The 24405-nt window shown below is 35.6% G+C and carries 29 protein-coding genes and 3 tRNA genes; 11 read left to right on the top strand and 21 right to left on the bottom strand.

Going from position 1 to position 24405, the window contains the following annotated elements:
* Positions 1–139 precede the first annotated feature (139 nt).
* A complete protein-coding gene (locus AWV75_RS14435; protein WP_060875039.1) occupies positions 140–421 on the bottom strand; it encodes a GNAT family N-acetyltransferase in 282 nt (93 codons plus the stop codon).
* 219 nt (positions 422–640) lie between these two features.
* Between AWV75_RS14435 and AWV75_RS14430 the strand changes: the two genes are divergently transcribed.
* The 3 genes from AWV75_RS14430 (at position 641) to AWV75_RS14420 (ending at position 2516) form a co-directional block, all read left to right on the top strand.
* Positions 641–1297 (top strand): alpha/beta hydrolase, encoded by a 657-nt coding sequence (locus tag AWV75_RS14430; protein ID WP_060875038.1) that lies wholly within the window; start codon positions 641–643, stop codon positions 1295–1297.
* A 2-nt stretch (positions 1298–1299) separates the two neighbouring features.
* Positions 1300–2196 carry a lytic transglycosylase domain-containing protein gene (locus tag AWV75_RS14425; RefSeq protein ID WP_060875037.1) on the top strand — a complete coding sequence of 299 codons (897 nt, stop codon included), beginning with the start codon at positions 1300–1302 and terminating at the stop codon, positions 2194–2196.
* A 116-nt stretch (positions 2197–2312) separates the two neighbouring features.
* The gene (locus tag AWV75_RS14420) at positions 2313–2516 is read left to right on the top strand and encodes a hypothetical protein (protein ID WP_060875036.1); all 204 of its coding nucleotides are present in this window, start codon (positions 2313–2315) and stop codon (positions 2514–2516) included.
* On the opposite strand, the gene AWV75_RS14415 is transcribed toward AWV75_RS14420, so the two are convergent.
* On the bottom strand, positions 2511–3296 hold the full coding sequence (locus AWV75_RS14415; RefSeq protein ID WP_060875035.1) for an alpha/beta fold hydrolase: 786 nt from the start codon (positions 3294–3296) through the stop codon (positions 2511–2513). The genes AWV75_RS14420 and AWV75_RS14415 overlap by 6 nt on opposite strands.
* A gap of 165 nt (positions 3297–3461) precedes the next feature.
* On the opposite strand from AWV75_RS14415, the gene AWV75_RS14410 reads away from it, so the two are divergent.
* Positions 3462–4016, top strand: coding sequence for a hypothetical protein (locus AWV75_RS14410; protein WP_060875034.1), 555 nt, complete (start codon positions 3462–3464; stop codon positions 4014–4016).
* A 107-nt stretch (positions 4017–4123) separates the two neighbouring features.
* Here the strand turns inward: AWV75_RS14410 and AWV75_RS14405 are convergent, their stop codons facing one another.
* Positions 4124–4735: a nitroreductase family protein gene (locus AWV75_RS14405; RefSeq protein ID WP_231738159.1), complete on the bottom strand. Its 612-nt coding sequence runs from the start codon at positions 4733–4735 to the stop codon at positions 4124–4126.
* Positions 4736–4830: 95 nt separating this feature from the next.
* On the opposite strand from AWV75_RS14405, the gene AWV75_RS14400 reads away from it, so the two are divergent.
* On the top strand, positions 4831–5208 hold the full coding sequence (locus tag AWV75_RS14400; RefSeq protein ID WP_060875033.1) for a winged helix-turn-helix transcriptional regulator: 378 nt from the start codon (positions 4831–4833) through the stop codon (positions 5206–5208).
* A gap of 71 nt (positions 5209–5279) precedes the next feature.
* Here AWV75_RS14400 and AWV75_RS14395 read toward each other — a convergent pair whose 3' ends face one another.
* Together AWV75_RS14395 and AWV75_RS14390 are read right to left on the bottom strand one after the other, a co-directional pair.
* Positions 5280–5828, bottom strand: a complete 549-nt coding sequence (locus AWV75_RS14395; RefSeq protein WP_060875032.1) for a YbhB/YbcL family Raf kinase inhibitor-like protein — start codon at positions 5826–5828, stop codon at positions 5280–5282.
* Between the two features lie 87 nt (positions 5829–5915).
* Positions 5916–6749: a helix-turn-helix domain-containing protein gene (locus AWV75_RS14390; RefSeq protein WP_060875031.1), complete on the bottom strand. Its 834-nt coding sequence runs from the start codon at positions 6747–6749 to the stop codon at positions 5916–5918.
* Between the two features lie 268 nt (positions 6750–7017).
* On the opposite strand from AWV75_RS14390, the gene AWV75_RS14385 reads away from it, so the two are divergent.
* Complete coding sequence (locus tag AWV75_RS14385) at positions 7018–7242, top strand: CDGSH iron-sulfur domain-containing protein (RefSeq protein ID WP_060875030.1); 225 nt, start codon at positions 7018–7020, stop codon at positions 7240–7242.
* 332 nt (positions 7243–7574) lie between these two features.
* Here AWV75_RS14385 and AWV75_RS14380 read toward each other — a convergent pair whose 3' ends face one another.
* From AWV75_RS14380 to AWV75_RS14330, 11 genes are all read right to left on the bottom strand, one after another.
* Positions 7575–8033 carry a hypothetical protein gene (locus AWV75_RS14380; protein WP_060875029.1) on the bottom strand — a complete coding sequence of 153 codons (459 nt, stop codon included), beginning with the start codon at positions 8031–8033 and terminating at the stop codon, positions 7575–7577.
* Positions 8034–8167: 134 nt separating this feature from the next.
* Positions 8168–8620, bottom strand: a complete 453-nt coding sequence (locus AWV75_RS14375; RefSeq protein WP_060875028.1) for a hypothetical protein — start codon at positions 8618–8620, stop codon at positions 8168–8170.
* Between the two features lie 134 nt (positions 8621–8754).
* Positions 8755–9204, bottom strand: a complete 450-nt coding sequence (locus AWV75_RS14370) for a hypothetical protein (RefSeq protein ID WP_060875027.1) — start codon at positions 9202–9204, stop codon at positions 8755–8757.
* A 136-nt stretch (positions 9205–9340) separates the two neighbouring features.
* On the bottom strand, positions 9341–9793 hold the full coding sequence (locus tag AWV75_RS14365) for a hypothetical protein (protein WP_060875026.1): 453 nt from the start codon (positions 9791–9793) through the stop codon (positions 9341–9343).
* A 138-nt stretch (positions 9794–9931) separates the two neighbouring features.
* Positions 9932–10384: a hypothetical protein gene (locus AWV75_RS14360; RefSeq protein ID WP_060875026.1), complete on the bottom strand. Its 453-nt coding sequence runs from the start codon at positions 10382–10384 to the stop codon at positions 9932–9934.
* A 138-nt stretch (positions 10385–10522) separates the two neighbouring features.
* Positions 10523–10975 carry a hypothetical protein gene (locus AWV75_RS14355; protein WP_156424206.1) on the bottom strand — a complete coding sequence of 151 codons (453 nt, stop codon included), beginning with the start codon at positions 10973–10975 and terminating at the stop codon, positions 10523–10525.
* A gap of 44 nt (positions 10976–11019) precedes the next feature.
* Positions 11020–11475, bottom strand: a complete 456-nt coding sequence (locus AWV75_RS14350) for a hypothetical protein (RefSeq protein WP_060875024.1) — start codon at positions 11473–11475, stop codon at positions 11020–11022.
* Positions 11476–11480: 5 nt separating this feature from the next.
* Positions 11481–12794 carry a hypothetical protein gene (locus AWV75_RS14345; protein ID WP_060875023.1) on the bottom strand — a complete coding sequence of 438 codons (1314 nt, stop codon included), beginning with the start codon at positions 12792–12794 and terminating at the stop codon, positions 11481–11483.
* Between the two features lie 514 nt (positions 12795–13308).
* Positions 13309–13382 (bottom strand) — tRNA-Arg (locus AWV75_RS14340).
* 16 nt (positions 13383–13398) lie between these two features.
* Positions 13399–13476, bottom strand: a tRNA-Pro gene (locus AWV75_RS14335).
* 6 nt (positions 13477–13482) lie between these two features.
* A tRNA-Ser gene (locus tag AWV75_RS14330) sits at positions 13483–13566 on the bottom strand.
* A gap of 498 nt (positions 13567–14064) precedes the next feature.
* Between AWV75_RS14330 and AWV75_RS14325 the strand changes: the two genes are divergently transcribed.
* The 3 genes from AWV75_RS14325 to AWV75_RS14315 all read left to right on the top strand — a co-directional run bounded on the left by AWV75_RS14325 (position 14065) and on the right by AWV75_RS14315 (position 17531).
* Positions 14065–15243, top strand: coding sequence for an acetyl-CoA C-acyltransferase (locus tag AWV75_RS14325; protein WP_060875022.1), 1179 nt, complete (start codon positions 14065–14067; stop codon positions 15241–15243).
* An 88-nt stretch (positions 15244–15331) separates the two neighbouring features.
* Positions 15332–16096 carry a C40 family peptidase gene (locus AWV75_RS14320; protein ID WP_060875021.1) on the top strand — a complete coding sequence of 255 codons (765 nt, stop codon included), beginning with the start codon at positions 15332–15334 and terminating at the stop codon, positions 16094–16096.
* Positions 16097–16181: 85 nt separating this feature from the next.
* Complete coding sequence (locus AWV75_RS14315) at positions 16182–17531, top strand: DEAD/DEAH box helicase (RefSeq protein WP_060875020.1); 1350 nt, start codon at positions 16182–16184, stop codon at positions 17529–17531.
* Between the two features lie 66 nt (positions 17532–17597).
* Here the strand turns inward: AWV75_RS14315 and nhaA are convergent, their stop codons facing one another.
* Both nhaA and AWV75_RS14305 read right to left on the bottom strand, forming a co-directional pair.
* Positions 17598–18941 carry a Na+/H+ antiporter NhaA gene (nhaA, locus tag AWV75_RS14310; protein ID WP_060875019.1) on the bottom strand — a complete coding sequence of 448 codons (1344 nt, stop codon included), beginning with the start codon at positions 18939–18941 and terminating at the stop codon, positions 17598–17600.
* A gap of 308 nt (positions 18942–19249) precedes the next feature.
* Positions 19250–20065, bottom strand: coding sequence for a DUF4261 domain-containing protein (locus AWV75_RS14305; RefSeq protein ID WP_060875018.1), 816 nt, complete (start codon positions 20063–20065; stop codon positions 19250–19252).
* A gap of 230 nt (positions 20066–20295) precedes the next feature.
* Between AWV75_RS14305 and lipA the strand changes: the two genes are divergently transcribed.
* Positions 20296–21168: a lipoyl synthase gene (gene lipA / locus AWV75_RS14300; protein ID WP_002990415.1), complete on the top strand. Its 873-nt coding sequence runs from the start codon at positions 20296–20298 to the stop codon at positions 21166–21168.
* Between the two features lie 48 nt (positions 21169–21216).
* Positions 21217–22227 (top strand): type I glyceraldehyde-3-phosphate dehydrogenase, encoded by a 1011-nt coding sequence (gene gap / locus AWV75_RS14295; RefSeq protein WP_060875017.1) that lies wholly within the window; start codon positions 21217–21219, stop codon positions 22225–22227.
* A gap of 111 nt (positions 22228–22338) precedes the next feature.
* Here the strand turns inward: gap and yajC are convergent, their stop codons facing one another.
* From yajC to nusB, 3 genes are read right to left on the bottom strand one after another with little or no spacing between them, the layout of a single operon-like run.
* Positions 22339–22614 carry a preprotein translocase subunit YajC gene (yajC, locus tag AWV75_RS14290; RefSeq protein ID WP_060875016.1) on the bottom strand — a complete coding sequence of 92 codons (276 nt, stop codon included), beginning with the start codon at positions 22612–22614 and terminating at the stop codon, positions 22339–22341.
* A 20-nt stretch (positions 22615–22634) separates the two neighbouring features.
* A complete protein-coding gene (locus tag AWV75_RS14285; protein ID WP_060875015.1) occupies positions 22635–23087 on the bottom strand; it encodes a DUF1573 domain-containing protein in 453 nt (150 codons plus the stop codon).
* 30 nt (positions 23088–23117) lie between these two features.
* Positions 23118–24059, bottom strand: coding sequence for a transcription antitermination factor NusB (nusB, locus tag AWV75_RS14280; RefSeq protein WP_060875014.1), 942 nt, complete (start codon positions 24057–24059; stop codon positions 23118–23120).
* Between the last annotated feature and the right edge of the window lie 346 nt (positions 24060–24405).

Genomic DNA, 24405 nt, shown 5'->3' with positions numbered 1-24405 from the left:
CACTCTCGTTCATCCGTCTATTGCTGAATTTGGGTTAAATAAAAAAACCTGTTTGAATTGAAGTTCAAACAGGTTTTGTTTTTTTCACCCATTAGGGGTATGTTGTGTGTGTTATAAGTGGTTTTTAAATCTCACAGGATTAAATTCTTATCCCTGGAGGAAGCATTTCTTTATACATCGGATTTTTCCTAAAGAAAGAAACAATTTTTGGATGTGTAGGAACGACTCTCAATCTTTTTTCTCTAACGATATCAAGTACTCCTTTTAAGAAATCGATGGATTGTGCTTGAACACCTTCCTCAAATCCTTTTAATTTGGTAAGAAAGATTTTTCTTTCTTGAAGTGAATACTCCACGCTAAGCAAACCTTGATCGGTTTCGAGCTCAAACTGACGAAGCAATTCATTGTCTTTAATTTCCATTATACTAAAATTTTATATTTTCATGTTAGGCAAAATGTTCTTTTTCATAGCATAAAAAGAATAAAGGACTCACCCGAGTCATCTTTCCATAACAAAATTATATCGCAAGAAATTTTTAGCGTTTATATAGGATGTAAACAAAAAGTTTTATTCCTATATTTATCAAAGTTCGTCATTTTTTTCCAGACCACCCCTATTAACTATGTTAATTTATTTAAAATGAACAAAATACCAATTTATTTCTTTCCTGGAATGTCATCAACTTCACTCATATTTGAAAGATTGAAATGGGATACTACACGTTTTGAATTGCATTTTTTAGAATGGTTACCTTGCGAAAAAAAAGAAAGCTTACTTGCTTATACCCAAAAATACATTCCCCTTATTCAACATAATAACCCTATCTTGGTTGGCGTTTCATTTGGAGGGATTATTGCTCAAGAACTAATGAAGCTCATCGACGTTCAAAAAGTGATCATTATCTCAAGCGTACGCACAAACAAAGAATTTCCAAGGCGTTTTAAGTGGGCGAAATATACCCGGTTATATAAACTCATCCCAACACATGGAATTGAGTTTCTACTCCGAATGATAGAGCGCTATGGCAATGACAAACAAAAAAAACGCGTGACTATGTACAATCGCTATTTATCTGTTCGAGATCCTCATTATCTGAATTGGTGTATTCAAACCGTTCTGACTTGGAATCAAACAGAAGAATTAGAACATGTGATTCATATTCACGGAACGAGAGACGAAATATTTCCGTTCAAAAACATACGAAATGCAATTGAAGTTCAAGGCGGAACACATGCCATGATTATTGTAAAATATAAATGGTTTAATCAACATCTAGAAAAAATTATACTGAAATAACGATGAAAAAGAATCTTAAAAATGTGCTTTACACAGCGGCAGTTGTGGGTGTAGCATCTACTTTTATTTTTGCCTCAGCGCATGCAACTGCTGATCCAGTAGAAGAAGTAAAAAACCCAACGGATCATCATGTTCCTCTTCCTTTAACTGCAAATTTTGCAGGAGAAAAGGCTCCTTTGGATGTAATTGATGTCAAAGAGCGTTTTGATCGTGAGATGATTATCAACGCGAACCTGCACTCATCTACCACCTTAGTCATCAAAAGAGCGGAACGTTATTTCCCTATTATAGAACCCATTTTAAAAAAGAACAATATCCCCGATGACTTTAAATACCTTTGTGTCATTGAAAGTACCTTATCCAATGTTGTTTCCTCTGCAGGAGCTTCTGGATTTTGGCAATTTATGAAAGGAACAGCAGGAGAATACAACTTAGTTGTTGACGAGTATATTGATGAGCGCTATCACTTAGAGAAAGCGACTGAAGCAGCATGTAAATACTTTAAAGATGCAAAAGCTCGCTTTGGCTCTTGGACCATGGTAGCTGCTGCATACAACCGCGGAATGGCAGGTATGACTAAAGCAATGAATTCACAATACGTAGACAACTACTATGATTTATTCCTGAATCAAGAAACTTCGCGCTATGTATTTCGTATCCTTGCTATGAAAGAAATCATGACAAATCCACAAAAATACGGATATGACATTCCTAAATCAGAGAAATATCCACCTATTCCAATGCGTACAATTACGTTAGATAAAGATATTGAAGACCTACCTATGTTTGCGATAGAACAAGGTTCTAACTATAAACTGTTGAAGTTATATAACCCATGGTTGGTGAATACCAATGTAAAAACAAAAGGCAAAACGTATACAATTGAATTGCCGAGATAAATAATTTCACAATTGTTATGAGTTATGGGGGTATGAGTTATGGATTATGAGTGAGCAGTATCATAACTCATCCCCTTAACCCTTAACCCTTAACCCATCACCTATACCCCTTTAAAATGGATAAAGAAACATATATCAAAACTGCCCTAGAAACAATTAAAGCCAAGAATCTTCAAGTGCCTTTTGAACTGGCCCAAGGGAGTGTTATTACCAATTTAGATCAATACCTAAACAGTTTAAAGTCTTCCTATTTACAAGCGAAAGACCCTCGAATAGAACAACTATTTTTAGATAAAATTGAACACTTACTCAAACTATAAGTAACGAGTTAAAAAGGAGATAATCAAAGTTAAGGTTTTCTCCTTTTGTTCTTTATGGGGGATATGCCCTACTCCTTCAAAAATGTATTTTTCTGCAATACCACTAACCTGTGTCACTGTGTCTTCTACTTGTTGTAAGGTTCCATATTCATCCAAATCTCCTTGTAAGAATAACAAAGGGGATGTAATACGAGGCAATTCAGGCACCATTGTCCAATTGCGATAATCTGGATTCAACCAGATATCAAACCAAGCGTAACACAACTTTTCTACACGCTCTCCATGGTATTTTGCTAAACGGTAGCGCAAATCAGTCTCTTCATATGCTTTTTTTGCATCAGCGACTCCTTTAATCGTTACTTCCTCTACAAAAACATGACCTGCTTCAATCACCATAGCAGCGGTATGTTCGGGATACAAAATCCCATACCACAAGGCAATAGAAGCCCCATCACTATGCCCAAATACCGCAAGTTTTCCTAGTTTTAAAACAAGGCGTAAACGCTCTAAAAAAGCTCCTTCTTGTGCTAAATAATCGGTGGCTCGAAAGGAAGTCTCCATCGGTTGTGATTTTCCATACCCTATGCGATCATAGACCATAACATTGCATTGCAATTGAGTCGCCAATAAACTAGGCCAATCGCGCCACAATTCCACGCTTCCTAGTGAATCGTGTAACAAAACTAAGGTCGTATCAGTTTTGGGGTATTCAGGAGTATACAGATGTACAAAAATTTGCTGTCCATCTACGTGAACTAGTTGTTCCGTCAGTTTATACATTGTTTTTTAGCTTTCCTCAAAAATAAGATTTTTAATTCAATGACTATTCGTCTTTCATCGGATTAAATACGAATATAGCAATAAAGCTCCATCGCCACTCATCCTAAAAATTAGCAAACCCCAATTTATACCCCTATCTTTAATCTTTTATAAATTCAATCTAGTATGAAAAATTTACTTGTCCTGCTGTTCTGTATCAGCGGTGTATTATGCGGAAAAGCCCAAACGTCAAATCCTTCAGCACAATTTATACACAACCTCGCACAACATTGTGGTAAAGCCTATAAAGGTAGTCTTGTATCCACACCTGTTCCTGCTGATTTTGACAACAAAGAATTAATTATGTACGTTTCGGCTTGTGATCAAAGAGAAGTTAAGATTGCTTTTTTTGTAGGAGATGACCTATCTCGCACCTGGGTATTTACCTCAAAAGGCGACCGAATTGAATTGAAACACGACCACCGTCAACGCAATGGAAAACCAGATGAGGTCACCATGTATGGCGGAACAACAACAAATACAGGAAATGAACATATCCAATACTTCCCTGCCGATCAAGAAACGGCATTAGCTATCCCTGCTGCTGCTTCCAACCTTTGGTGGGTGACCATTGACGAAAAAGAATACAGCTATAACTTGCAACGCGCCGGTTCTAAAACCAGTTTTAACGTGGTGTTTGATCTTACAAAACCAATAACTACCGACAAACGAGCATGGTAGATGGTTGACAGTTTACGGTTTACAGTTTATGGTGAACAGTGAACAGTTGACAGTTTACAGTTTACGGTGAACAGTTTACAGCAAACTATAAACTGTTCACTAAACCACTAAATTGATGTTATAATGTCCTCTAATTCAAAACGAGTTTTAGGGGATACTGATGGATGTGCCATATCTGTATCATCAGCATAGCCTACTGTAACAGCAAATAAAGGCGCATATCCTTCTTGCCCTAGTATCGTTTTATAAGCTTGACGATCGATTCCTTCCATTGGTGTTGCATCCAGACCTAAACTTATACAAGCGGATAAAAAGTATCCTAAAGACAGGTATACTTGATTTTCCATCCACGATTTTGTTGCTTGCTCTCCACGAGCACGCACTAAAGGTTCATAAAAACCTTTAATCCATCCTTCTGGTAAAATCGAAATATTGCGCGCCTCAAAGTGCTCAATATCTTCCATTACGCTAAATACTACGACTAATCCAACCTCATTAATTGAATTCTCATTCATATAGGACTGTGCAGCTAATTCCGCTTTTACTTTTTCATTGGTTACAAACGTAAACTTCCACGGTTGACTATTGATAGACGAAGGACTTAAGCGAATGATTGCTTTTAATTCTTCAATTTGTGCTGCCGAAATCTTTTTGGTCGCGTCGTATTTTTTAGTTGCATACCTGCGTTTCGCTAAATCTAAGAAATTCGTACTCATCATTTTTTACTTATTTTATTACTACTATACTTTTTATAGTTGCAAACTTAAGTATAGTAATTTACCTTTGCAAGAACGGTCATAAAGGATAGTAACAGATGTATACAATAGACAACCAAGAATTTCCATGCAGTACAAGTTTGACAATGAGATATATAGGCGGAAAATGGAAAGCCGTCATTCTTATTCATTTAATAGAAAAAAAACGATATAGCGAATTGAGAAAGGCAATTCCGATGATAACGGAACGCACATTAAGCTTGCAACTCAAGGAATTAGAAGAACACGGTTTGATTAACCGAACCGTCTATACAAGTAAACCACCTTTAAAAGTGGAATATGCATTAACCGATTTTGGGCAAACCCTAATTCCGTTGCTCACTGCCATTGCACAATGGGGAAAAGCAACAGGTGCATCGAAAGACAACATTACTTATACACCAAATGAAGAGATTCAATGTTCAATATTAGAGTAATGAAAAAGCTACATACAAAAAAAGTCTTCGTAAAATCGAAGACTTTTTTTGTATGTAATTCACTCCGTTTTTTATCGTTTATAATAAGCAACGATACTCGCTTTTGCTAAGGTTTGATTCCAAAGATTAAAGCCGACCAAAGCGGGATGCACATTCGAATCTAATCCTAATGTTTTCGTTTTTAAGGCATAAATAGTGATGATATACTGGTGATATCCGTGTCCTTCTGGCGGACAAGGTCCTCCAAATCCCTTTATTCCATAATCAGTCTTACTTTGAATCGCACCTTTTGGGGCTAAATCCAAGCTACTATCTCCAGCATTTGCAACTAATTCATTGACATTTGAAGGAATATCAAATACTACCCAATGCCAAAATCCACTCCCTGTTGGTGCATCGGGGTCATACATTGTAATTGCAAAACTCTGCGTTCCTTCAGGTGCATTTTCCCAAGACAATTGAGGAGATTGATTCAGTCCAGCACAACCAAATCCATTAAATTCCATTCGTTTCGTTCCTTGTCCACCTAAATCCTTACTTGATAAAGTAAATGTTTTTTGCGCAAATAATGACGTTGATAGCATCAAGAAGAGCAGCGCGACTACGTGTTGTTTTTTCATTTTAGCTTACTTAAAAATTTCAAGTAAAAGTACTGCTACGCTAGTCAGGCGGGTTTTGCTATTTGTCCAAAAACTATCGCTAAAAGCTCATTTCATTTGATCTTGTTTAGGAGTAATACCAAATTTGATTTTATAAGCCTGAATAAAACTCGATAAATTCTCATAGCCTATTTCAAGGTAAATTTCCGTGGCCGTTTTTTTCTCAAAATGCAACAAATAACGCGCATAGTCTAATCGTTTGTTTTGAAACCACTGCATGGGTGATTCAGCATAATGCTTTTCAAAGGTTCTTTTGAACGTTGAAACACTCATATTACACAAAAAAGCAAGTTCTTTGATCGTTAACTTATGGTGCTTATTGCTTTCAATCGTACGCGTAAACTTTTGGGTGCTGTCATTATGATGCAAAAGAGAATGCAAGATGTCCATGCCATAGGCCTCCACAAGATACCACATAATTTCCTCGAATTTCACGGCTAACAACCGATGTTGAGTTTCTGCTGAGAGTTTGACAATATCGAGTAAACTAGCTACATAGCGAAGGATAAAATCATCGTATGGAAAGGTATGAATCGATTGGTATTCCAATGCTGCTGGTGGGTTTAGTTCTACTTTTTGAACAAACCGCTGAATATCCTCCAAGCTAAAAAAGAACAAGACACTTCTATATGTACTCGTTTGAGAAAGTTTTTCCGTCATCAAACAATGCCCTGCCTTCATAAGAAGAAAATTTGAAGGATCAATCCCTTGTATTGCATCATCAAAAATAACCTCTTTCATTCCTTCCATCAGAAAACTAAACACATATTGATTCAAAACAATTTGTTGGCGAGCAATGGCTTGGGAACTGTGATAATCGTAAATTTTAATCGAGGTTGAACCATCGAGATTCAAGTCATTCGGAAGTGTAAGTAGGTCCATTGGATTTATTCTATCATATCATTCTGTTCTTCCGCAATAAGAACGTATAGCTCAGAGCGGATTAGGGCTGACTAAAAATACGAAAATGCAATTGTATATAAGGTTGAAAAAACTTTTTCACCTCTTTTTATCTTTTTCTTTTATTTCCAATGATTTAGTCGAATTTACTAAAAGGAATCTTTCTAAATAGAAATGTCCCTCAATAGGACTCGTATTATTGTTCTATTATTGTTCTATTATTGTACAAAATAACAAAACTCAAATAGACATGTCAAAGACAAAATTAACAATCAACAATAACGGATCGGTAAAAATCGAAGGAGATTTTGAAATCGTAGATCGAAATGGAAATGCATACGGATTACAAGGTAGAACTGTACTTTCAATCTGTCGTTGCGGACTTTCGAAAAACAAGCCATTTTGCGATGGTGCACACAATGGTCATTTTGAACACGAAGCTGTTGCATTTGATCTACCACCAAAGAAAGTATAGGTTATTTACTAGCGAAAATAAAGTCACGGGCGGATATAATTCGCCCTTCTTTCATTCTATACAATGGAGTATAAACAAAAAAAGTCCTAACTTTCGTTAAGACTTTTTCGTGATCCAATCAGGATTATTTCACAATATCTAACAGATTAATATATAAATACTTAACATTTCAATCGTGTCAAAAATGGGACATGAATAAAGTGTTTTTTTATTTTGTTAAGGTCTCAATAGCTTTCAGGTACTTCCTAATTTGTTTGATATGGAGTAGTCCTTGAATATTTCCCGCTAATAACTGAATAGAGTTTTTTCTTTATTATCATACGTGAGTTCAATTATTCTGTTGCATTATATATAACACGCAACCAACCTCTCTTTACTACAAAGATATTTAAAGCCTTCCCGTTGTTTAGTACCGTAACCTTATATAATACAGGTCCCCACCATTCATTTTGGTTAGGTATAAATGAAACATTATAGTAGTAATCATTTTTCATTACGGTATAATCGTTAATCAAATCACCATAGAAATCATTAAAATCAGTTACTCTTTCCTCTGTATCTAATTTTACTTCCCTATACCCATATCGATAAGGCGAATAAGTTGGTGGAGGTGTATTGGGACCGTATAACCCTTTTAAAAAATCGTATAGAAATACATCCAAAGCCCTTGTAGCTTCTTGAATGACATAGTCCTTTCTCTGCTCCGAAGTTAGGTTTCTTAAATCAATTTCTTGCGCATTGATGGACGAGAAAGACATAAAAAATAAAAGTAATAAGAGTAGTTTTTTCATTTTTGTACGTAATAAAAATAAAATGTTTCATTTCCAGGAAAACGCTTACCTGTCTTACTCAAATGCTCCAATTTCAAATGCAACATGAAGTAAACAGATTATAAACTACAACTATTTTCCTTTACGTTAAACTATTATTTATGATAAATAACTTGTGATTCCCCAACACTTAGAACAGTGATTTTAAGCGCCTTCCCATTGTTAAGTATCGTAACTCGATACAATAAGGGGTTCCAAACACGCTGATTGGCGACAAAACTAATGTTACAGATATAATCGTTTTTTTTAAAGGTATAATCTGTGACAAAATCACCATATTGTTCAGTTAAGGACTGTACGACTTTCTCATCTCTTATCAGTATTTCCTTGTAACTACCTGAATAGGCTGAATAACCCGGACGCATAATATTAGGGTTGCCATATAATTTTTTCATGAATTCATGGAGATGTTGATCTAAGGCTCTGGTTGCTACTTGAGAAACATAGCGGATTCTGTCCGCCTGTGTCATGGCTTTTAAGTCAACTTCTTGCGCATTGATGGACGAGAAAGACATAAAAAACAAAAGTAATAGGAGTAATTTTTTCATTTTTGTACGTAATAAAAATAAAATGTTTCATTTCCAGGAAAACGCTTACCTGTCTTACTCAAATGCTCCAATTTCAAATGCAACATGAAGTAAACAGATTATAAACTACAACTATTTTCCTTTACGTTAAACTATTATTTATGATAAATAACTTGTGATTCCCCAACATCTAAAATCATAATTCTCAATGCCTTTCCATTATTCAGAATAACAACCTTATACAATAAAGGGTTCCAAACACAAGGATTGGCGACAAAACTAATATGATAGATATAATCATTTTTTTTAAAGGTATAATCCGTTACAAACTTCCCATATTTTTCAGTTAAAGGCTGTACATCCTCCTCCCTTATCAGTATTTCCTTGTAACTACCAGCATAGGCTGAATAACCCGGACGCATAATATTAGGGTTGCCATATAGTTTTTTCATAAACTCATGAAGATGTTGATCTAACGCTCTAGTTCCTTCTTGAGAAACATAGCGAATTCTGTCCACCCGTGTCATGGTTTTTAAATCAATTTCTTGCGCATTGATGGACAAGATAGACATAAAAAATAAAAGTAATAGGAGTAATTTTTTCATTTTTGTGCGTAATAAAAAAAAATGTTTCAGTTCAATTTCAGCCCCCCTTATCTATCTCACCCAAATGTTCCAATTTCAAATGCAATAAGAAGTAAACAGATTGTAAACTACAACTATTTTCCTTTACGTTAAACTATTATTTATGATAAATAACTTGTGATTCCCCAACACTTAGAACAGTGATTTTAAGCGCCTTCCCATTGTTAAGTATCGTAACTCGATACAATAAGGGGTTCCAAACACGCTGATTGGCGACAAAACTAATACCATAAACATAATCATTTTTTTTAAAGGTATAATCCGTTACAAAATCACCGTAAAGTTTAGTTAAAGAACTAGCTGCTTCATCATCTTTTATCAAACTTTGTTTAAAACTACCTGAATAGGCTGAATAACCCGGACGCATAATATTAGGGTTGCCATATAATTTTTTCAAGAACTCATGGAGATGTTGATCTAAGGCTCTGGTTGCTACTTGAGAAACATAGCGAATTCTGTCCGCCCGTGTCATGGCTTTTAAATCAATTTCTTGCGCATTGATGGACAAGATAGACATAAAAAATAAAAGTAATAGGAGTAATTTTTTCATTTTTGTACGTAATAAAAGGTAAAATGTTTCACTTCAATTTCAGCCTCCCTTATCTATCTCGCCCAAATGCTCCAATTTCAAATGCAATATGAAGTAAACAGATTGTAAACTACAACTATTTTCCTTTACGTTAAACTATTATTTATGATAAATAACTTGTGATTCCCCAACACTTAGAACAGTGATTTTAAGCGCCTTCCCATTGTTAAGTATCGTAACTCGATACAATAAGGGGTTCCAAACACGCTGATTGGCGACAAAACTAATACCATAAACATAATCATTTTTTTTAAAGGTATAATCCGTTACAAAATCACCGTAAAGTTTAGTTAAAGAACTAGCTGCTTCATCATCTTTTATCAAACTTTGTTTAAAACTACCTGAATAGGCTGAATAACCCGGACGCATAATATTAGGGTTGCCATATAATTTTTTCAAGAACTCATGGAGATGTTGATCTAAGGCTCTGGTTGCTACTTGAGAAACATAGCGAATTCTGTCCGCCCGTGTCATGGCTTTTAAATCAATTTCTTGCGCATTGATGGACAAGATAGACATAAAAAATAAAAGTAATAGGAGTAATTTTTTCATTTTTGTACGTAATAAAAGGTAAAATGTTTCACTTCAATTTCAGCCTCCCTTATCTATCTCGCCCAAATGCTCCAATTTCAAATGCAATATGAAGTAAACAGATTGTAAACTACAACTATTTTCCTTTACGTTAAACTATTATTTATGATAAATAACTTGTGATTCCCCAACATCTAAAACCATAATACTCAACGCCTTTCCATTATTCAAAATAACAACATCATACAGTAAAGGCTTCCAAACACGTTGATTGGCAACAAAGCTAATGTTACAGATGTAATCATTTTTTTTAAAGGTATAATCCGTTACAAACTTTCCATATTTTTCAGTTAAGGACTGTACGGCTTTCTCATCTCTTATTAATATTTCTTTGTAACTACCAGCATAGGCTGAATAACCTGGACGCATAATATTAGGGTTGCCATACATTTTTTTCATAAACTCGTGAAGATGTTGATCTAAGGCTCTGGTTGCCTCTTGAGAAATATAACGAATTCTATCCGCCCGTGTCATGGATTTTAAATCAATTTCTTGCGCATTGATGGACGAGAAAGACATAAAAAATAGAAGTAATGTGAGTAATTTTTTCATTTTTGTACGTAATAAAGCATACAGCTCATATACTAAAGATAAAATTAATCTTTAGCATAAATAACTTTTGAATAACCCTCGTTCAAAATCATAATACTCAATGCCTTTCCATTATTCAAAATGACAACATCATACAGTAAAGGCTTCCAAACACGTTGATTGGCAACAAAACTAATTCGGCAGATATAATCGTTTTTTTTAAAGGTATAATCCGTTACAAACTTTCCATATTGTTCAGTTAAGGACTGTACGGCTTTCTCATCTCTTATCAGTATTTCCTTATAACTACCAGCATAGGCTGAATAGCCTGGACGCATAATATTGGGGTTGCCATATAGTTTTTTCATGAACTCGTGAAGATGTTGATCTAACGCTCTAGTTCCTTCTTGAGAAACATAGCGAATTCTGTCCGCCCGTGTCATGGTTTTTAAATCAATTTCTTGCGCATTGATGGAGGAGATAGATATAAAAAACAAAAGTAATAGGAGTAATTTTTTCATAAGTATTAGTTTAAATGGTGATAATAAAATTCTGTGTTTTGATTTTGAGGATTATCACTGTATTGTATAACATTCTCTCCTCTACTCTCATCATAAACACCCTCAAAATCTTTGACAATTACGGTTACACCATAAGATTGTCCAATTCTTATATCCTCAACCGAAGGACCTGCTTTTCTCGTAATCCCTTCTTCTCCAATAACGGTGTGATGATGATACCAAGCCACCATTACAGCATCAGCAGGCATATCGGGTGTAGGATTTAATGTATAGTCGGCAATCGGTAAATAAGCACGTTCACTTGGATCTGTGATTATTGGTCCGCGTTGTACATGACCTGGGTAATATTCGCCTGATGTCGCACTGTAAAAGATAAAAAATCCCAATTCTTGTCGTTCCTTATTTCTAGTAAATTTATTCATTGCAACATCCCATAATTGCTTTGTTCCAGTTTGAATTTTTACATCCGCCATAATTGTTTCTCCATTCTTTATTTTTTTCCATTTTTCCTCTTCTGGTGTTAAAGGATCTTGTATAATCAGTTTTCCTCCTGGGCGTGAAAAATCAAACCCACCGCCGCCATTGCCACCACCTGTAGGTGGTATACCATTTGGATTACCGCTGTATTTACTGTCACCCCAACTAGGTCTAGGTGGAACAGGGCTGGAACCATCGGGTTGTGGAGGATGTCCTAGAGGATATTTTGTAATAATAATTTCAGGCAGCCATTTATTCTTTTTAGTTACCTCTCTTGTGCTCTTATTTACTGCTCTCAATCCTTTTTCTTCAATCAAGTCTTCCGCTTGTAGTAACCGCCTTTCCGATGCTTCGAAATACACCTCATCTCCATAGAAATCATCCATATTTACTAAATATCGAATGTCTAACTCATCCCCTTCTTTAAGGCTTTGTTTTTTTATTTTGGCTGTAAGATAATCATAAGCAGGATAAATCTTAATTACATGTGGAAAATATAAGTTGTCTTCTTTGGAATTAATCTCAAAAATAACATTGGTATATCCCTTCGCTACAACTTCATCTAACTCGTACATTGTGGAAGGTTTTTCATGCAGAAATAACGCAATATACTCCTTATCTCCAATTTTGGAAACGTAATAAAAAAATTCAAATAAAGGAGGTGTTTTAGCATTGAAATAAGCCTTTCCCAAAATATCATCCATATGAACAACCGCAAAATCATTCGCTATTTGAGCATAACGATGCGCTTGTTCTTTGGTAAAACTATATGCTTTTACACTATTCGTTGTCTTTGTTTTTTGAAGGGTGTCAATTTGATCATCTTCAAAAGAACAACTCATAACAAACAAGGGTATTAGTAAATAAATTATTTTTTTACCATATTTTTATAAAAAATTAAACATAATTAAATGCAAAAATAAGTTAATTAAACTAATACACAACTCCTTTTTAGTTTTTACATCTACAAGATAATTTTTAATATCCCCATGGCTTCAAGCAGAAAAGTACCTATACAGCGGTTGAATTCCTTAATACAAAAACTAAATACTTTAGAATGAAGCATATAGCAATTAGAGATAAAGCCTTCTTCCTCTTTAGATTGACTAAACTTTTCGCTTAGTAGACGTTAAATAAAAAATGATTGATAGGATGTGCCCATTCTCCTTCCTTCGTCGGGATGACAAAAATGGAAGAGATTTTTTTATTTTTCAGGGTAACATAAGAACTGGAAAGTCTACTTTTAAAAAAAATACTCTTTTTATACTGTCCCCCAAGTTTTGTACTTGATTCCCTTTTTCTGATTTGAAAGGTGGTAAAACAAAAAAAGTCCTAACTTTCGTTAAGACTTTTTCGTGATCCAATCAGGATTCGAACCTGAGACCTACTGCTTAGAAGGCAGTTGCTCTATCCAGCTGAGCTATTGGACCCTACACTACTTTGTAGTGGTCGGGGTGGCAGGATTCGAACCTGCGACCTCCTGGTCCCAAACCAGGCGCGATGACCGGGCTACGCTACACCCCGAATAAGCGGAGAGACAGGGACTCGAACCCTGGCGACCGTTACCAGTCGACAGATTAGCAATCTGCTCCGTTACCACTCCGGCACCTCTCCGTTGCTTTAAAGAAGAGTTATCTTCTGTATTGCGGATGCAAAAGTAGCACGAGTTTTCGTTGTTTCCAAATATTTCAACGAGAAAAAACTAAAAAAAACAAGCCCAATCAACAAATCAATTATCTATCAAGTAGATACAGCCTTCTTTTTTTTTATTTATTTTTTGAATAAAAAAGTAAATTCTCCCAAAACCCCTGTTTTCTCACCATACTCCCCTCCACTATCCGTCTTTTTTTTAATTAAATATCCAATTAAAATACTCCCTTTCTCCAGATTAATGTTAATATCACGGATTATTTCCCCCTACAATTCTGCCAAATAAATTTATAACGTATATTTGTCCTTAACATTGAATCAAAAAATATCTAACTAATATCCTAGAACACGACACTATTTTGCTACAAGCCTAAAACAACAAGTGATGCTCTGCATCCGTTGTCTATCTATTAACTTGGTTCAAAATAATCATTAGTACAGGGTTGATAAACACTATTTATTATGAGTAAAAGAGTAGTAATTGTATCTGCTGCTAGAACACCAATCGGTAGCTTCTTAGGTTCATTATCTACAGTTCCTGCAACAAAATTAGGAGCTGTTGCAATTAAAGGCGCTATTGATAAAATTAATTTAGACGTAAATTTAGTTGACGAAGTATTAATGGGTAACGTTGTTCAAGCAGGTGTTGGACAAGCACCAGCTCGTCAAGCGGCTATTTACGCTGGATTAAGCAGTAATGTTCCTTGTACTACAGTAAATAAAGTTTGTGCTTCAGGAATGAAAGCGATCATGCAAGGAGCTCAAGCGATTATGTCTGGAGATGCTGAGGTAGTTGTTGCTGGTGGAATGGAAAACATGAGTTTAATTCCACATTATGTACACATGAGAAATGGACAAAAATTTGGTCCTACAACATTAGTTGACGGATTGCAAAATGACGGTCTTGTTGATGCTTATGACAACCAAGCAATGGGTGTTGCTGCAGACAACACAGCAAAAGTACACAACATTTCAAGAGAAGAACAAGATGCTTTCGCTATCCAATCATACAAGCGTTCAGCTAAAGCTTGGGAAGAAGGAAAATTCGATATGGAAATCGTTCCTGTAGAAGTTCCTCAAAGAAGAGGTGAACCAATCATCGTTTCAAAAGACGAAGAGTATTCAAACGTAAAATTAGAAAAAATCGCAGAATTGCGCCCAGCTTTCACAAAAGAAGGAACGGTTACTGCTGCCAATGCATCAACAATCAATGATGGAGCTGCTGCTGTGGTATTGATGAGTGAAGAAAAAGCAAAAGACTTAGGTTTAAAACCTTTAGCTTATATCAGAAGTTATGCTGATGCTGCACAAGAGCCAATTTGGTTTACAACTGCACCTGCAAAAGCATTGCCAATCGCATTGAAAAAAGCAAATTTAGCGCTTTCAGATGTTGATTTCTTCGAATTTAACGAAGCTTTCTCTGTTGTAGGTTTAGCTAATGCTAAGCTTTTAGAATTAGATACAGACAAAATCAACGTAAACGGTGGAGCTGTTTCTTTAGGACACCCATTAGGATGTTCAGGAGCGCGTATCGTTGTTACTTTATTAAGCGTATTAGAACAAAACAAAGCTAAAATTGGTGCTGCAGCTATCTGTAATGGTGGTGGTGGTGCTTCTGCTATTGTAATTGAAAGAGCTTAATTCAACTAGTTGTACAAATATTAATAAAAGATGGGTTTGATTTCTTCAAACTCATCTTTATTTTTGCACTTTAATAAAAAGACCCTCTATGACATTTGCCTATTGTAATCTTTCGATTGTTCCCCTACGCGCAGAACCTAGCGATAAAAGCGAATTGGTATCCCAACTGCTATTCGGAGAATTGTTTACAATACTAGAACAAACAGAGAAATGGTCTAAAATTGAATTGGCTTTTGACCAATACCAAGGATGGGTGGATAACAAGCAATATCAAATCATCACTAAGAATGAATATGATACGCTAAATCAAACAGCACCTATTTATGCAGGAGACTTTGTAGAGTTTCTACATTCCTCAGACAATCAACTGATGTCTATTCCGTTGGGTAGTAACCTCAACGTTTTGAAACACGCTGCGACTAACCCGCTTAAATTTGCCTTTGAAGGACGCTCAATTACTGGAACTTTCACCAAAAGTCAGTTCGTAAAAACGGCCTTTATGTACTTAAATGCCCCTTACCTATGGGGAGGAAAAACACCTTTTGGTATAGACTGTTCTGGTTTTACACAGATGGTCTATAAAATCAATGGTCATGTTATTCCTCGTGATGCCTCTCAACAAGCAACAATAGGAGAAGCCCTGAGTTTTATTGAAGAAAGTGAAGCTGGAGACTTAGCCTTTTTTGACAATGCTGAAGGAAATATTATCCATGTTGGCATTATCATGGAAAACAATTACATCATTCACGCGCATGGTAAAGTGCGTATTGATCGTTTAGATCATTTGGGTATTTACAATGTAGATTCAGGAAAACACACGCATAAATTACGCGTAATCAAAAAGATTTTGTAATTTATAGACTTGTCTTTTATCCAATTTAATTCCAATACTTCCTACAAGCATAAAAAAACGTATCTTTGTCCAAATAAGATATTTTATGCATACTTTCGAGCAATTTAATCTACCGAAAGCTTTACAAAAAGCCCTAGATGAGCTTCAAATTACTACGCCAACACCAATTCAATCCAAATCATTTCCTGTTATTTTATCAGGAAGAGATGTGATGGGGATTGCCCAAACAGGTACGGGTAAAACTTATGCTTATTTACTTCCCATTTTAAAACAATGGAAATTTGCCCATGTGGATACACCACGCGTTGTCATTATTGTACCAACACGTGAATTAGTTGTTCAGGTTGTTGATGAAGTAAATAAACTGACGCAGTATATGTCGATTCGCACTTTAGGTGTTTATGGGGGAACCAATATTAATACACAGCGCAAGGCTGTTTACGAGGGTGTTGATATTTTAGTTGGAACACCAGGTCGTATGATGGACTTAGCCCTAGACGGTGTCCTGCGTTTTGACAACTTACAAAAACTAGTCATTGACGAATTTGACGAAATATTAAACTTAGGATTTAGAACTCAACTTACTTCTATCCTAGCCATGATGCGCAACAAGAAACAAAATATTTTGTTCTCTGCGACAATGACAGAAGAGGTAGATGAGGTATTGGAAGACTTTTTTGATTTTCCGGAAGAAGTTTCTTTAGCCGCTTCGGGAACACCGCTAGAACAAATTGATCAACAATTGTATCGCGTTCCAAACTTCAATACCAAAATGAATTTGCTGATGCATTTATTGCATGACAAAGAAGTTTTCAATCGCGTATTGATTTTCATTAACAGCAAACGTTTGGCTGATGTGGTAATGGAGCGATTGGAGGAAGCATTTCCAGAAGAGTTCACTGTTATTCACTCGAATAAATCACAAAACTTCCGTTTGCGTTCTATGGCGGAGTTTCAAGCAAATGAATTACGAGGATTAGTAACCACAGATATTATGGCTCGTGGATTGGATATTTCTGATATTAGCCACGTCATCAACTTGCAATTCACAGATTCTCCAGAGCAATATATTCACCGTATTGGACGTACAGGACGTGCGGATAAAACGGGAATTGCCATCTCTATTGTAGATCCTAAAGAAGAGGAAATGTTATTGGAAGCGGAAGACCTCATGGAGAAAGAATTGAGAGAAATCGAACTTCCTTCAGCTGTTGAAGTTTCAGACAAATTAATGGAATTTGAACAATCGAAGTTAAAAGCGAAGCAATTAGTCAAAGCGAAAAAGCCACTTGAAAAAGGAGCTGCTTTTCACGCGAAAAAAGAAAAAAACACAAAAGTTAACCTAGGTGGTCCCGGCAAGAGAAAACCGAGAAAGACCAAACCAAGAAACCGCGCCGTTGAAGCTAAACGTGCAGCTAAGAAAAAGAAAGACTAAATTTCAAATCATAAAAAAAGCCGAAGATTACTCTTCGGCTTTTTTAATATTGTGGCAGTATACCTATTATTTCTTTGCTTTACCCGCCAAACTCAAAACGATGAATCCTAACAACCCTCCTAAACCAGAAGCAATTAAGATTCCCAACTTCGCTTGACCTGGAAACTCAGGGTGCAAATTAATATCAAAAGCTAATTCTGTTACAAACAAAGACATGGTAAATCCAATAGAGGCTAATAATCCCAGTCCAAACAAGTTTTTATAGGTCATTCCAGCAGGCATTTTTACGACACCTAACTTGATAATCAACGCGGTTAATCCAAATACCCCTAAAACCTTTCCTACTAATAAACCTAGCGCAACACCAAGCGTTACTGCACTCAATCCTTCTCCACCTCCTGTGCTAATTGGAATAGCCGCATTAGCTAAAGCAAAAACAGGCATCACAAAGAAGGCTACAAAATTGTGCATGCTGTGTTCTAATCGAGTGGCTGGTGGTAAACTATTAGTAGCTAAATCCTTCATCTCTTCTACACAATCCATTTGCTCTCCTGTTAAGGTTGGAATCTTATCATTGGGATCGATGCTGTTGAATCTATTTTGCAGTTCTTTCATCTTTTTGCGGAAGAACGGTTCGTGAATTTTAGCAGTGGACGGAATAGCAAAAGCAGCTAAAACGGCAGCGATAGTAGCGTGAACTCCGGATAACATAAAGGCCAACCAGATTCCGCCAATTCCAATAATAGCATAGTAAATCGTATTGCGAATCCCCAATAAATTACTGATAATCAATAGTCCAAAAAAGCCCAATCCAATCCCTAAATTAATCAATGAAAGTTGCTCTGTATAAAAGATTGCAATTACGAGTACAGCTCCTAAATCATCTGCAATAGCAAGTGCAGTTAAGAAAACTTTTAAAGAAGTAGGTACCTTATCACCTAATAAATAAAGCACACCTAATGCAAAAGCAATATCCGTTGCCATAGGAATTCCCCATCCATGAGCGGCATCTGTTCCTGCGTTAAAAATAGCGTAAATAGAAGCTGGTACAACCATTCCTCCAATAGCGGCAATAATAGGTAACATTGCTTTTTTAGGAGAAGATAGTTCACCTGTGGTTAACTCTCTTTTCAATTCTAAACCAACAACGAAGAAAAAAATTGCCATCAATCCATCATTCACCCAATGTTTCAACGAGTGATTCAACGAAAAGTCATTAAATGAAAAAGCAATGTGATTTTCTTCCCAAAAAGCGGTGTATTGATCTGCCCAAGCAGAATTAGCCATAAAGATGGCAATCAAAGCGGCCACGAACAACACAATCCCACCAGATGTAGATTTTCGCATAAATTTACTTACGGGCGCTACAATCCATTTATCTGCTGGTGTTAACTTCAGATTATCTTCCATTTCTTTTGAGTTTGTATAAATATTTAATACCAAATATAGGTTTCCTACATCTTTTAACCAAGCAAGCCTTTTATTTTTTAATATATTCTAATTTTAGGCTTTGAATTATTTTGTTATAAAAACACCTTTTTACTAGGCATTTTTTAATTTTAACCAATATTACATATTATTTATTCCTTTTTATTAAAAGGCTCTAAATTACATCGTCATTTCCCTTCCATTTCAATAAAAACACTTTTGCTATTTTTTTATTTGAACCACTAGCAAAAGAAAAACGCTATCCTTCAATAAGAATAGCGTTTCATGCCTTACATCGCTAACTTCAATGTTTCACCTTCTACAAATACACCTGTAGAAGAAGTAATATTTATCTTTTGTTCTGCCGTATATCCTAGCGTTTCGCCATGTTTAAACACAACATCACTTCCAATTACATAGGAACATATATTCACAATAAAAGAATACAATTCTTCTAGTTCTAAATGCGAATGGATAACTTCTAATTCCTGCTTACCAAAAGCAGTTAAACCATACGTATAAATGCTATTTCCTTCTGCTGTACTGCGCAAACCAATATAAACCCATAGCGGAACCAATACTTTTCCCTCTTTCATTTCCTCATAATAATCCAAATATTGGGCACGTGGAATGAGCAAGGTTTGACTGCCCTGATATACGCCAACACAACTTGGTGTAGTTGCGATAATCGCATACAAGATACGAGAAAGCAACAAATGTCTTTCTACCGTATCCATCGGACCACTTAATACCGAAACAATCGCATGACTATCGACATCTTGAACATCCTCAAGTACATTTTCCCAATTATAGGCATATTGAGCTGTGTTCTGAATGTCTTCTGTCGGAATTGGCGCTGGCATAAAAGCAATAGCGAACATCGTTCCTTCTACCGTCAATACAGCAGTTGTATTGTCATAATCTGTTCCTTCTACTTGGTAGCCCCACTCCGCATGTAAATGCTGCAATACAGCCTCAATACTGTAGGTACCTCCTTTTTCAAACATAGGCATAGCCAATAAAAGACTAGCCTCTTGCTCTGTTGTAATTGGCATTTCTTTTTCTGGTTGTGGCTTATCTTTTTTCAGCCAATTTAATACTCCCATAGCGTTATTTTATAAACCCAAAAATACACATTAGGGCGTACATCACCATGCGTAAATGAATTTAATTCTGACCTACTTTGACTTTAAATGCGCGTTTTCAGCAAAAATATCCTCAAAAAAGAACAAGAAGTCCAAGTAGATAAAAGGAATCTACACAGTTTTATAATTCCGAAAAAACCAAAGATAAAAGAGAAGATTTCAGTATATTTGTACTTTGATAAAATGAAAGTATGGATACAATCTTAGACAAAAATATACAACCACAGGCCAAACCAAAATGGTTACGTGTAAAATTGCCTACAGGTAAAAAATATACTGAATTAAGAGGGTTGGTTGACAAATACAAATTGCACACCATTTGTACCTCTGGTAGTTGTCCAAATATGGGAGAATGTTGGGGAGAAGGAACAGCTACTTTTATGATTTTAGGTAATATCTGTACGCGTTCATGTGGTTTCTGTGGAGTAAAAACAGGACGTCCAGAAACAGTGGATTGGGATGAACCAGACAAAGTTGCTCGCTCTATTAAATTAATGAATATCAAACACGCCGTATTAACGAGTGTTGACCGAGATGATTTAAAAGATGGAGGGTCTATTATATGGTCAGAGACCGTTAAAGCTGTTCGTCGTATCAGTCCAGGAACAACAATGGAAACACTAATTCCAGACTTCCAAGGAGAAGAACGCTTATTGGATCGTATCTTAGAAGTAGCGCCAGAAGTAATTTCCCATAACATGGAAACAGTTCGTCGCTTAACAAGAGAGGTTCGAATTCAAGCCAAATACGATCGCAGTTTAGGTGTATTAAAATATTTAAAAGACAATGGCGCTAAACGCACCAAGTCCGGAATTATGCTAGGTTTAGGTGAAACAGAAGAAGAAGTAATCCAAACGATGCACGATTTAAGAGCCGTTGGATTAGATGTTTTAACTATTGGTCAATATTTACAACCAAGTAAAAAACACTTACCTGTAAAAGAATTCATCACACCTGAACAATTCAAAAAATACGAAGAAATCGGATTAGAATTAGGTTTCAGACACGTTGAAAGTGGTGCACTTGTACGTTCATCATACAAAGCTCAAAAACATATTTTATAATTATAATATTGATGGTCGCTGCTTGGCGACCATCTTCTTTTACAACCAATGAAAAAAATTAAAGTTGCAATTAATGGATTTGGACGTATTGGTCGAAATTTATTCAAGTTATTGCTCAATCATCCTGTCATTGAAGTTGTCGCTATAAACGATTTAGCTGATGTGCAAACCATGGCACATTTAGTGAAGTACGATAGTATTCACGGTATTTTCCAAGCTGATGTTTCCCATGATGAAAACCACCTCATCATTAACCAACAAAAAATACCTTATTTTAGTTCAAAGGAAATTGCAGACTTACCTTGGGCAGAACTGGAGATTGACTATGTTGTGGAAGCAACGGGAAAACGCAAAACAACAACCTTATTAGAAGAACATATTCAACAAGGAGCAAAACGTGTAATTTTATCTGTACCACCAGAAGACAATGAAATTAAAACGATTGTTTTTGGGGTAAATGAACAGATTTTAACAGGAGAAGAACGCATCGTTTCCAATGCGAGCTGTACAACAAATAATGCAGCTCCTATGGTAAAGATCATTAAAAAGTTATGTGGAATGGAACAAGCCTATATCACAACGGTTCACTCCTACACCACCGATCAAAGTTTACACGATCAACCGCATAAAGACTTGAGAAGAGCCCGTGGAGCAGCACAATCCATTGTGCCTACTACTACCGGTGCAGCTAAGGCCTTAACGAAAATATTTCCTGAATATGAAGGAAAAATTGGCGGTGGAGGAATTCGAGTTCCTGTTCCTGATGGATCACTAACTGATATTACGTGCTATGTTAAACGCGCAATAACCATTGAAGAAATCAATCAAGCCTTTAAAGAAGCAGCAGAAAATGAATTAAAAGGAATTTTAGCCTATACGGAAGACCCGATTGTTTCAGTAGATGTCATTGGCAATACACATTCTTGTCTATTCGATGCGCAGCTGACTTCTGTTCTTGATCGCATGGTTAAAGTGGTGGGATGGTATGACAATGAAATTGGATATTCCTCTCGTTTAATTGATTTGATTTTATATTTCGATTCCATCAAAAAGGACTAAAAATACATGGATAAAAAATCAACACAAGTAAAACGATTTTTCACCTCAATCGAATAAAAAAATAGGCATTGCTTTCGCAATGCCTATTTTTTTTATCTATACTACGTATAATTATTTCTTATCTTGAAGCTTTTGGCTCATATCCATAGAAATAGCAGAACGCTCCATTAATAGTTTTCCTGCCATTGTTTCTACAACAACTGTTAATTCATTTAACTCAGCAATTCTTCCGTGTAAACCTGATTTAGTTACAATACGATCTCCTACTTTTAAACTAGCTTCGTATGTCTTTTCTTGTTTCATTTTCTTTTGTTGCGGGCGAATCATAAAGAAATAAATCGCAACAAAGATGAAAATCATAGGTAAAAATTGTTGTATACCTTCCATAAAATATAAGTATTAAAAAATTAGTTTGCCGGAGAAACGTTAGCTTTGATCGTTAGTAACTCCTCTCCTTTTTCTGTATTCGTTGTTAAAGTAACGGTCTTTTGTTGTTGTCCAACTGCTCCCGTTTGAAATCTCACTTTTAGTTTCGATTTTTCTCCTGGCTTAATTGGTGTTTTTTGGTATTCTGGAACTGTACATCCACAAGTAGCACGAGCATCAATAATAACTAAATCTGCATTTCCTGTATTCGTAAATTCGAATTCTGTTTCTACGGCTTCATTATTTCCAATCGTCCCAAAATCATGTACAAGTTCTGCAAACTCCATCTTAGGGCTTCCTTGATTTTGTTTATCAACAGCATCCTGTTCAACTTTTGCCACATTATCCTCGCTAATACGACTTGATGCCTCATTCTTTTTACAAGCTGTCATAGTTAGCAAAGCTACACAAGACAACATCAATACTTTTTTCATCTCAGTTATAGTTATTATGGTTAATTCGTCTTATAAAAGTCCTTTTCCAATTTTATTCAATCGGCCTTGAGCTTCTAATTCTTTCGAGATAGCGTCAAGAATACCGTTGATAAATATACTACTTTTTGGTGTAGAATACTCCTTCACTACCTCTAAATATTCATTTATTGTTACTTTTACTGGGATAGAAGAAAAACGCAACATCTCGCAAATCGCCATTTTTAATACCACAATATCAATCGCTGCAATACGCTCAATATCCCAATTTGGTGTTTTACCATCGTATTCTTTAGCTAATTCAGCTCCATTTAAAAATGTTCTACGGAATAAATCCATAGCAAAATCTTTATCTTCTGAATCTTTGAAAACTTTCGGTACAAAAAAGGCTTGCTCCTTATTTTTCAATTGTCTCAATTGCTTTTGAATCAATGTATTTACTACAGGAAAATCATCTGCCCATGTTAATTTTGTATCTTCTAAAAAGTCATAGATTTTATCATTTGGCGCAATAATTTCTGTATATAAATCAACAATGAAGTCTTGATCTTCTTGGAAAGATCGCGTTGTTGATTTCATGTAGTCCTTATACAACTGACTTGCTTTAACCTCATCTAACATCGACTGAACGTAATGGTCTTTTCTTTGCCAATACACCATGCTTCGCTCTTCCACCTTATTGCTAATAGAAGCAGAATTACTCAATAAATCGAGTACTTGGTTTTCAATAAATTTTTTGTTTGGATGGCGTTCTTCGTAAGTAGCTAAATGTTTTTTCTGAGAAATCTCGATGTATTCTTCTTCTTTTTTTCGAATTTCTATCAGGAGGGTTAGCATCAATAAATACAACTCTTGTATACTATCCATGCTGTGGTTTAAAAATTTCTCACCCGTTTGAATTTGGTCAGAATTACTTTGGTGCAGTGCATAAAGCGTCTGCATAACCTTGATACGAATGTGTCTTCGATTTAACATGCTACTAAAGAACTTAAAATGATTTGAATTTTTATTTCAGCCGACAAAGGTAAGAAATATTATTTCTTATCAAACTAAATAATGTAATTCATCGTCTAGATTTAACTTGTTTTTAGAAACTACCACCTTTTTACTCCTGAAAAAACGAAATGACAGTTAAACTCAGATTCCGCATTCGCCAATACTACGAATAAATTCTACTTTACATCGCTTTCATTTTTTATACAACCATACTATAGTATGCTTTTTTCATCAATTCAGAGCTGTTTTGTATCATTTACTCTCGTTAATAGGTCTATCGCGTATTCTGGGTTAAAAAAAAACGAGGTCAATAGACCTCGTTCTC

This window comes from Myroides odoratus (assembly GCF_001549985.1).
Taxonomy (GTDB): Bacteria; Bacteroidota; Bacteroidia; order Flavobacteriales; family Flavobacteriaceae; genus Flavobacterium; species Flavobacterium odoratum_A.
The sequence above is the reverse complement of the archived record's forward strand: the minus strand, read 5'-3'. Positions and strand labels throughout refer to the sequence as shown.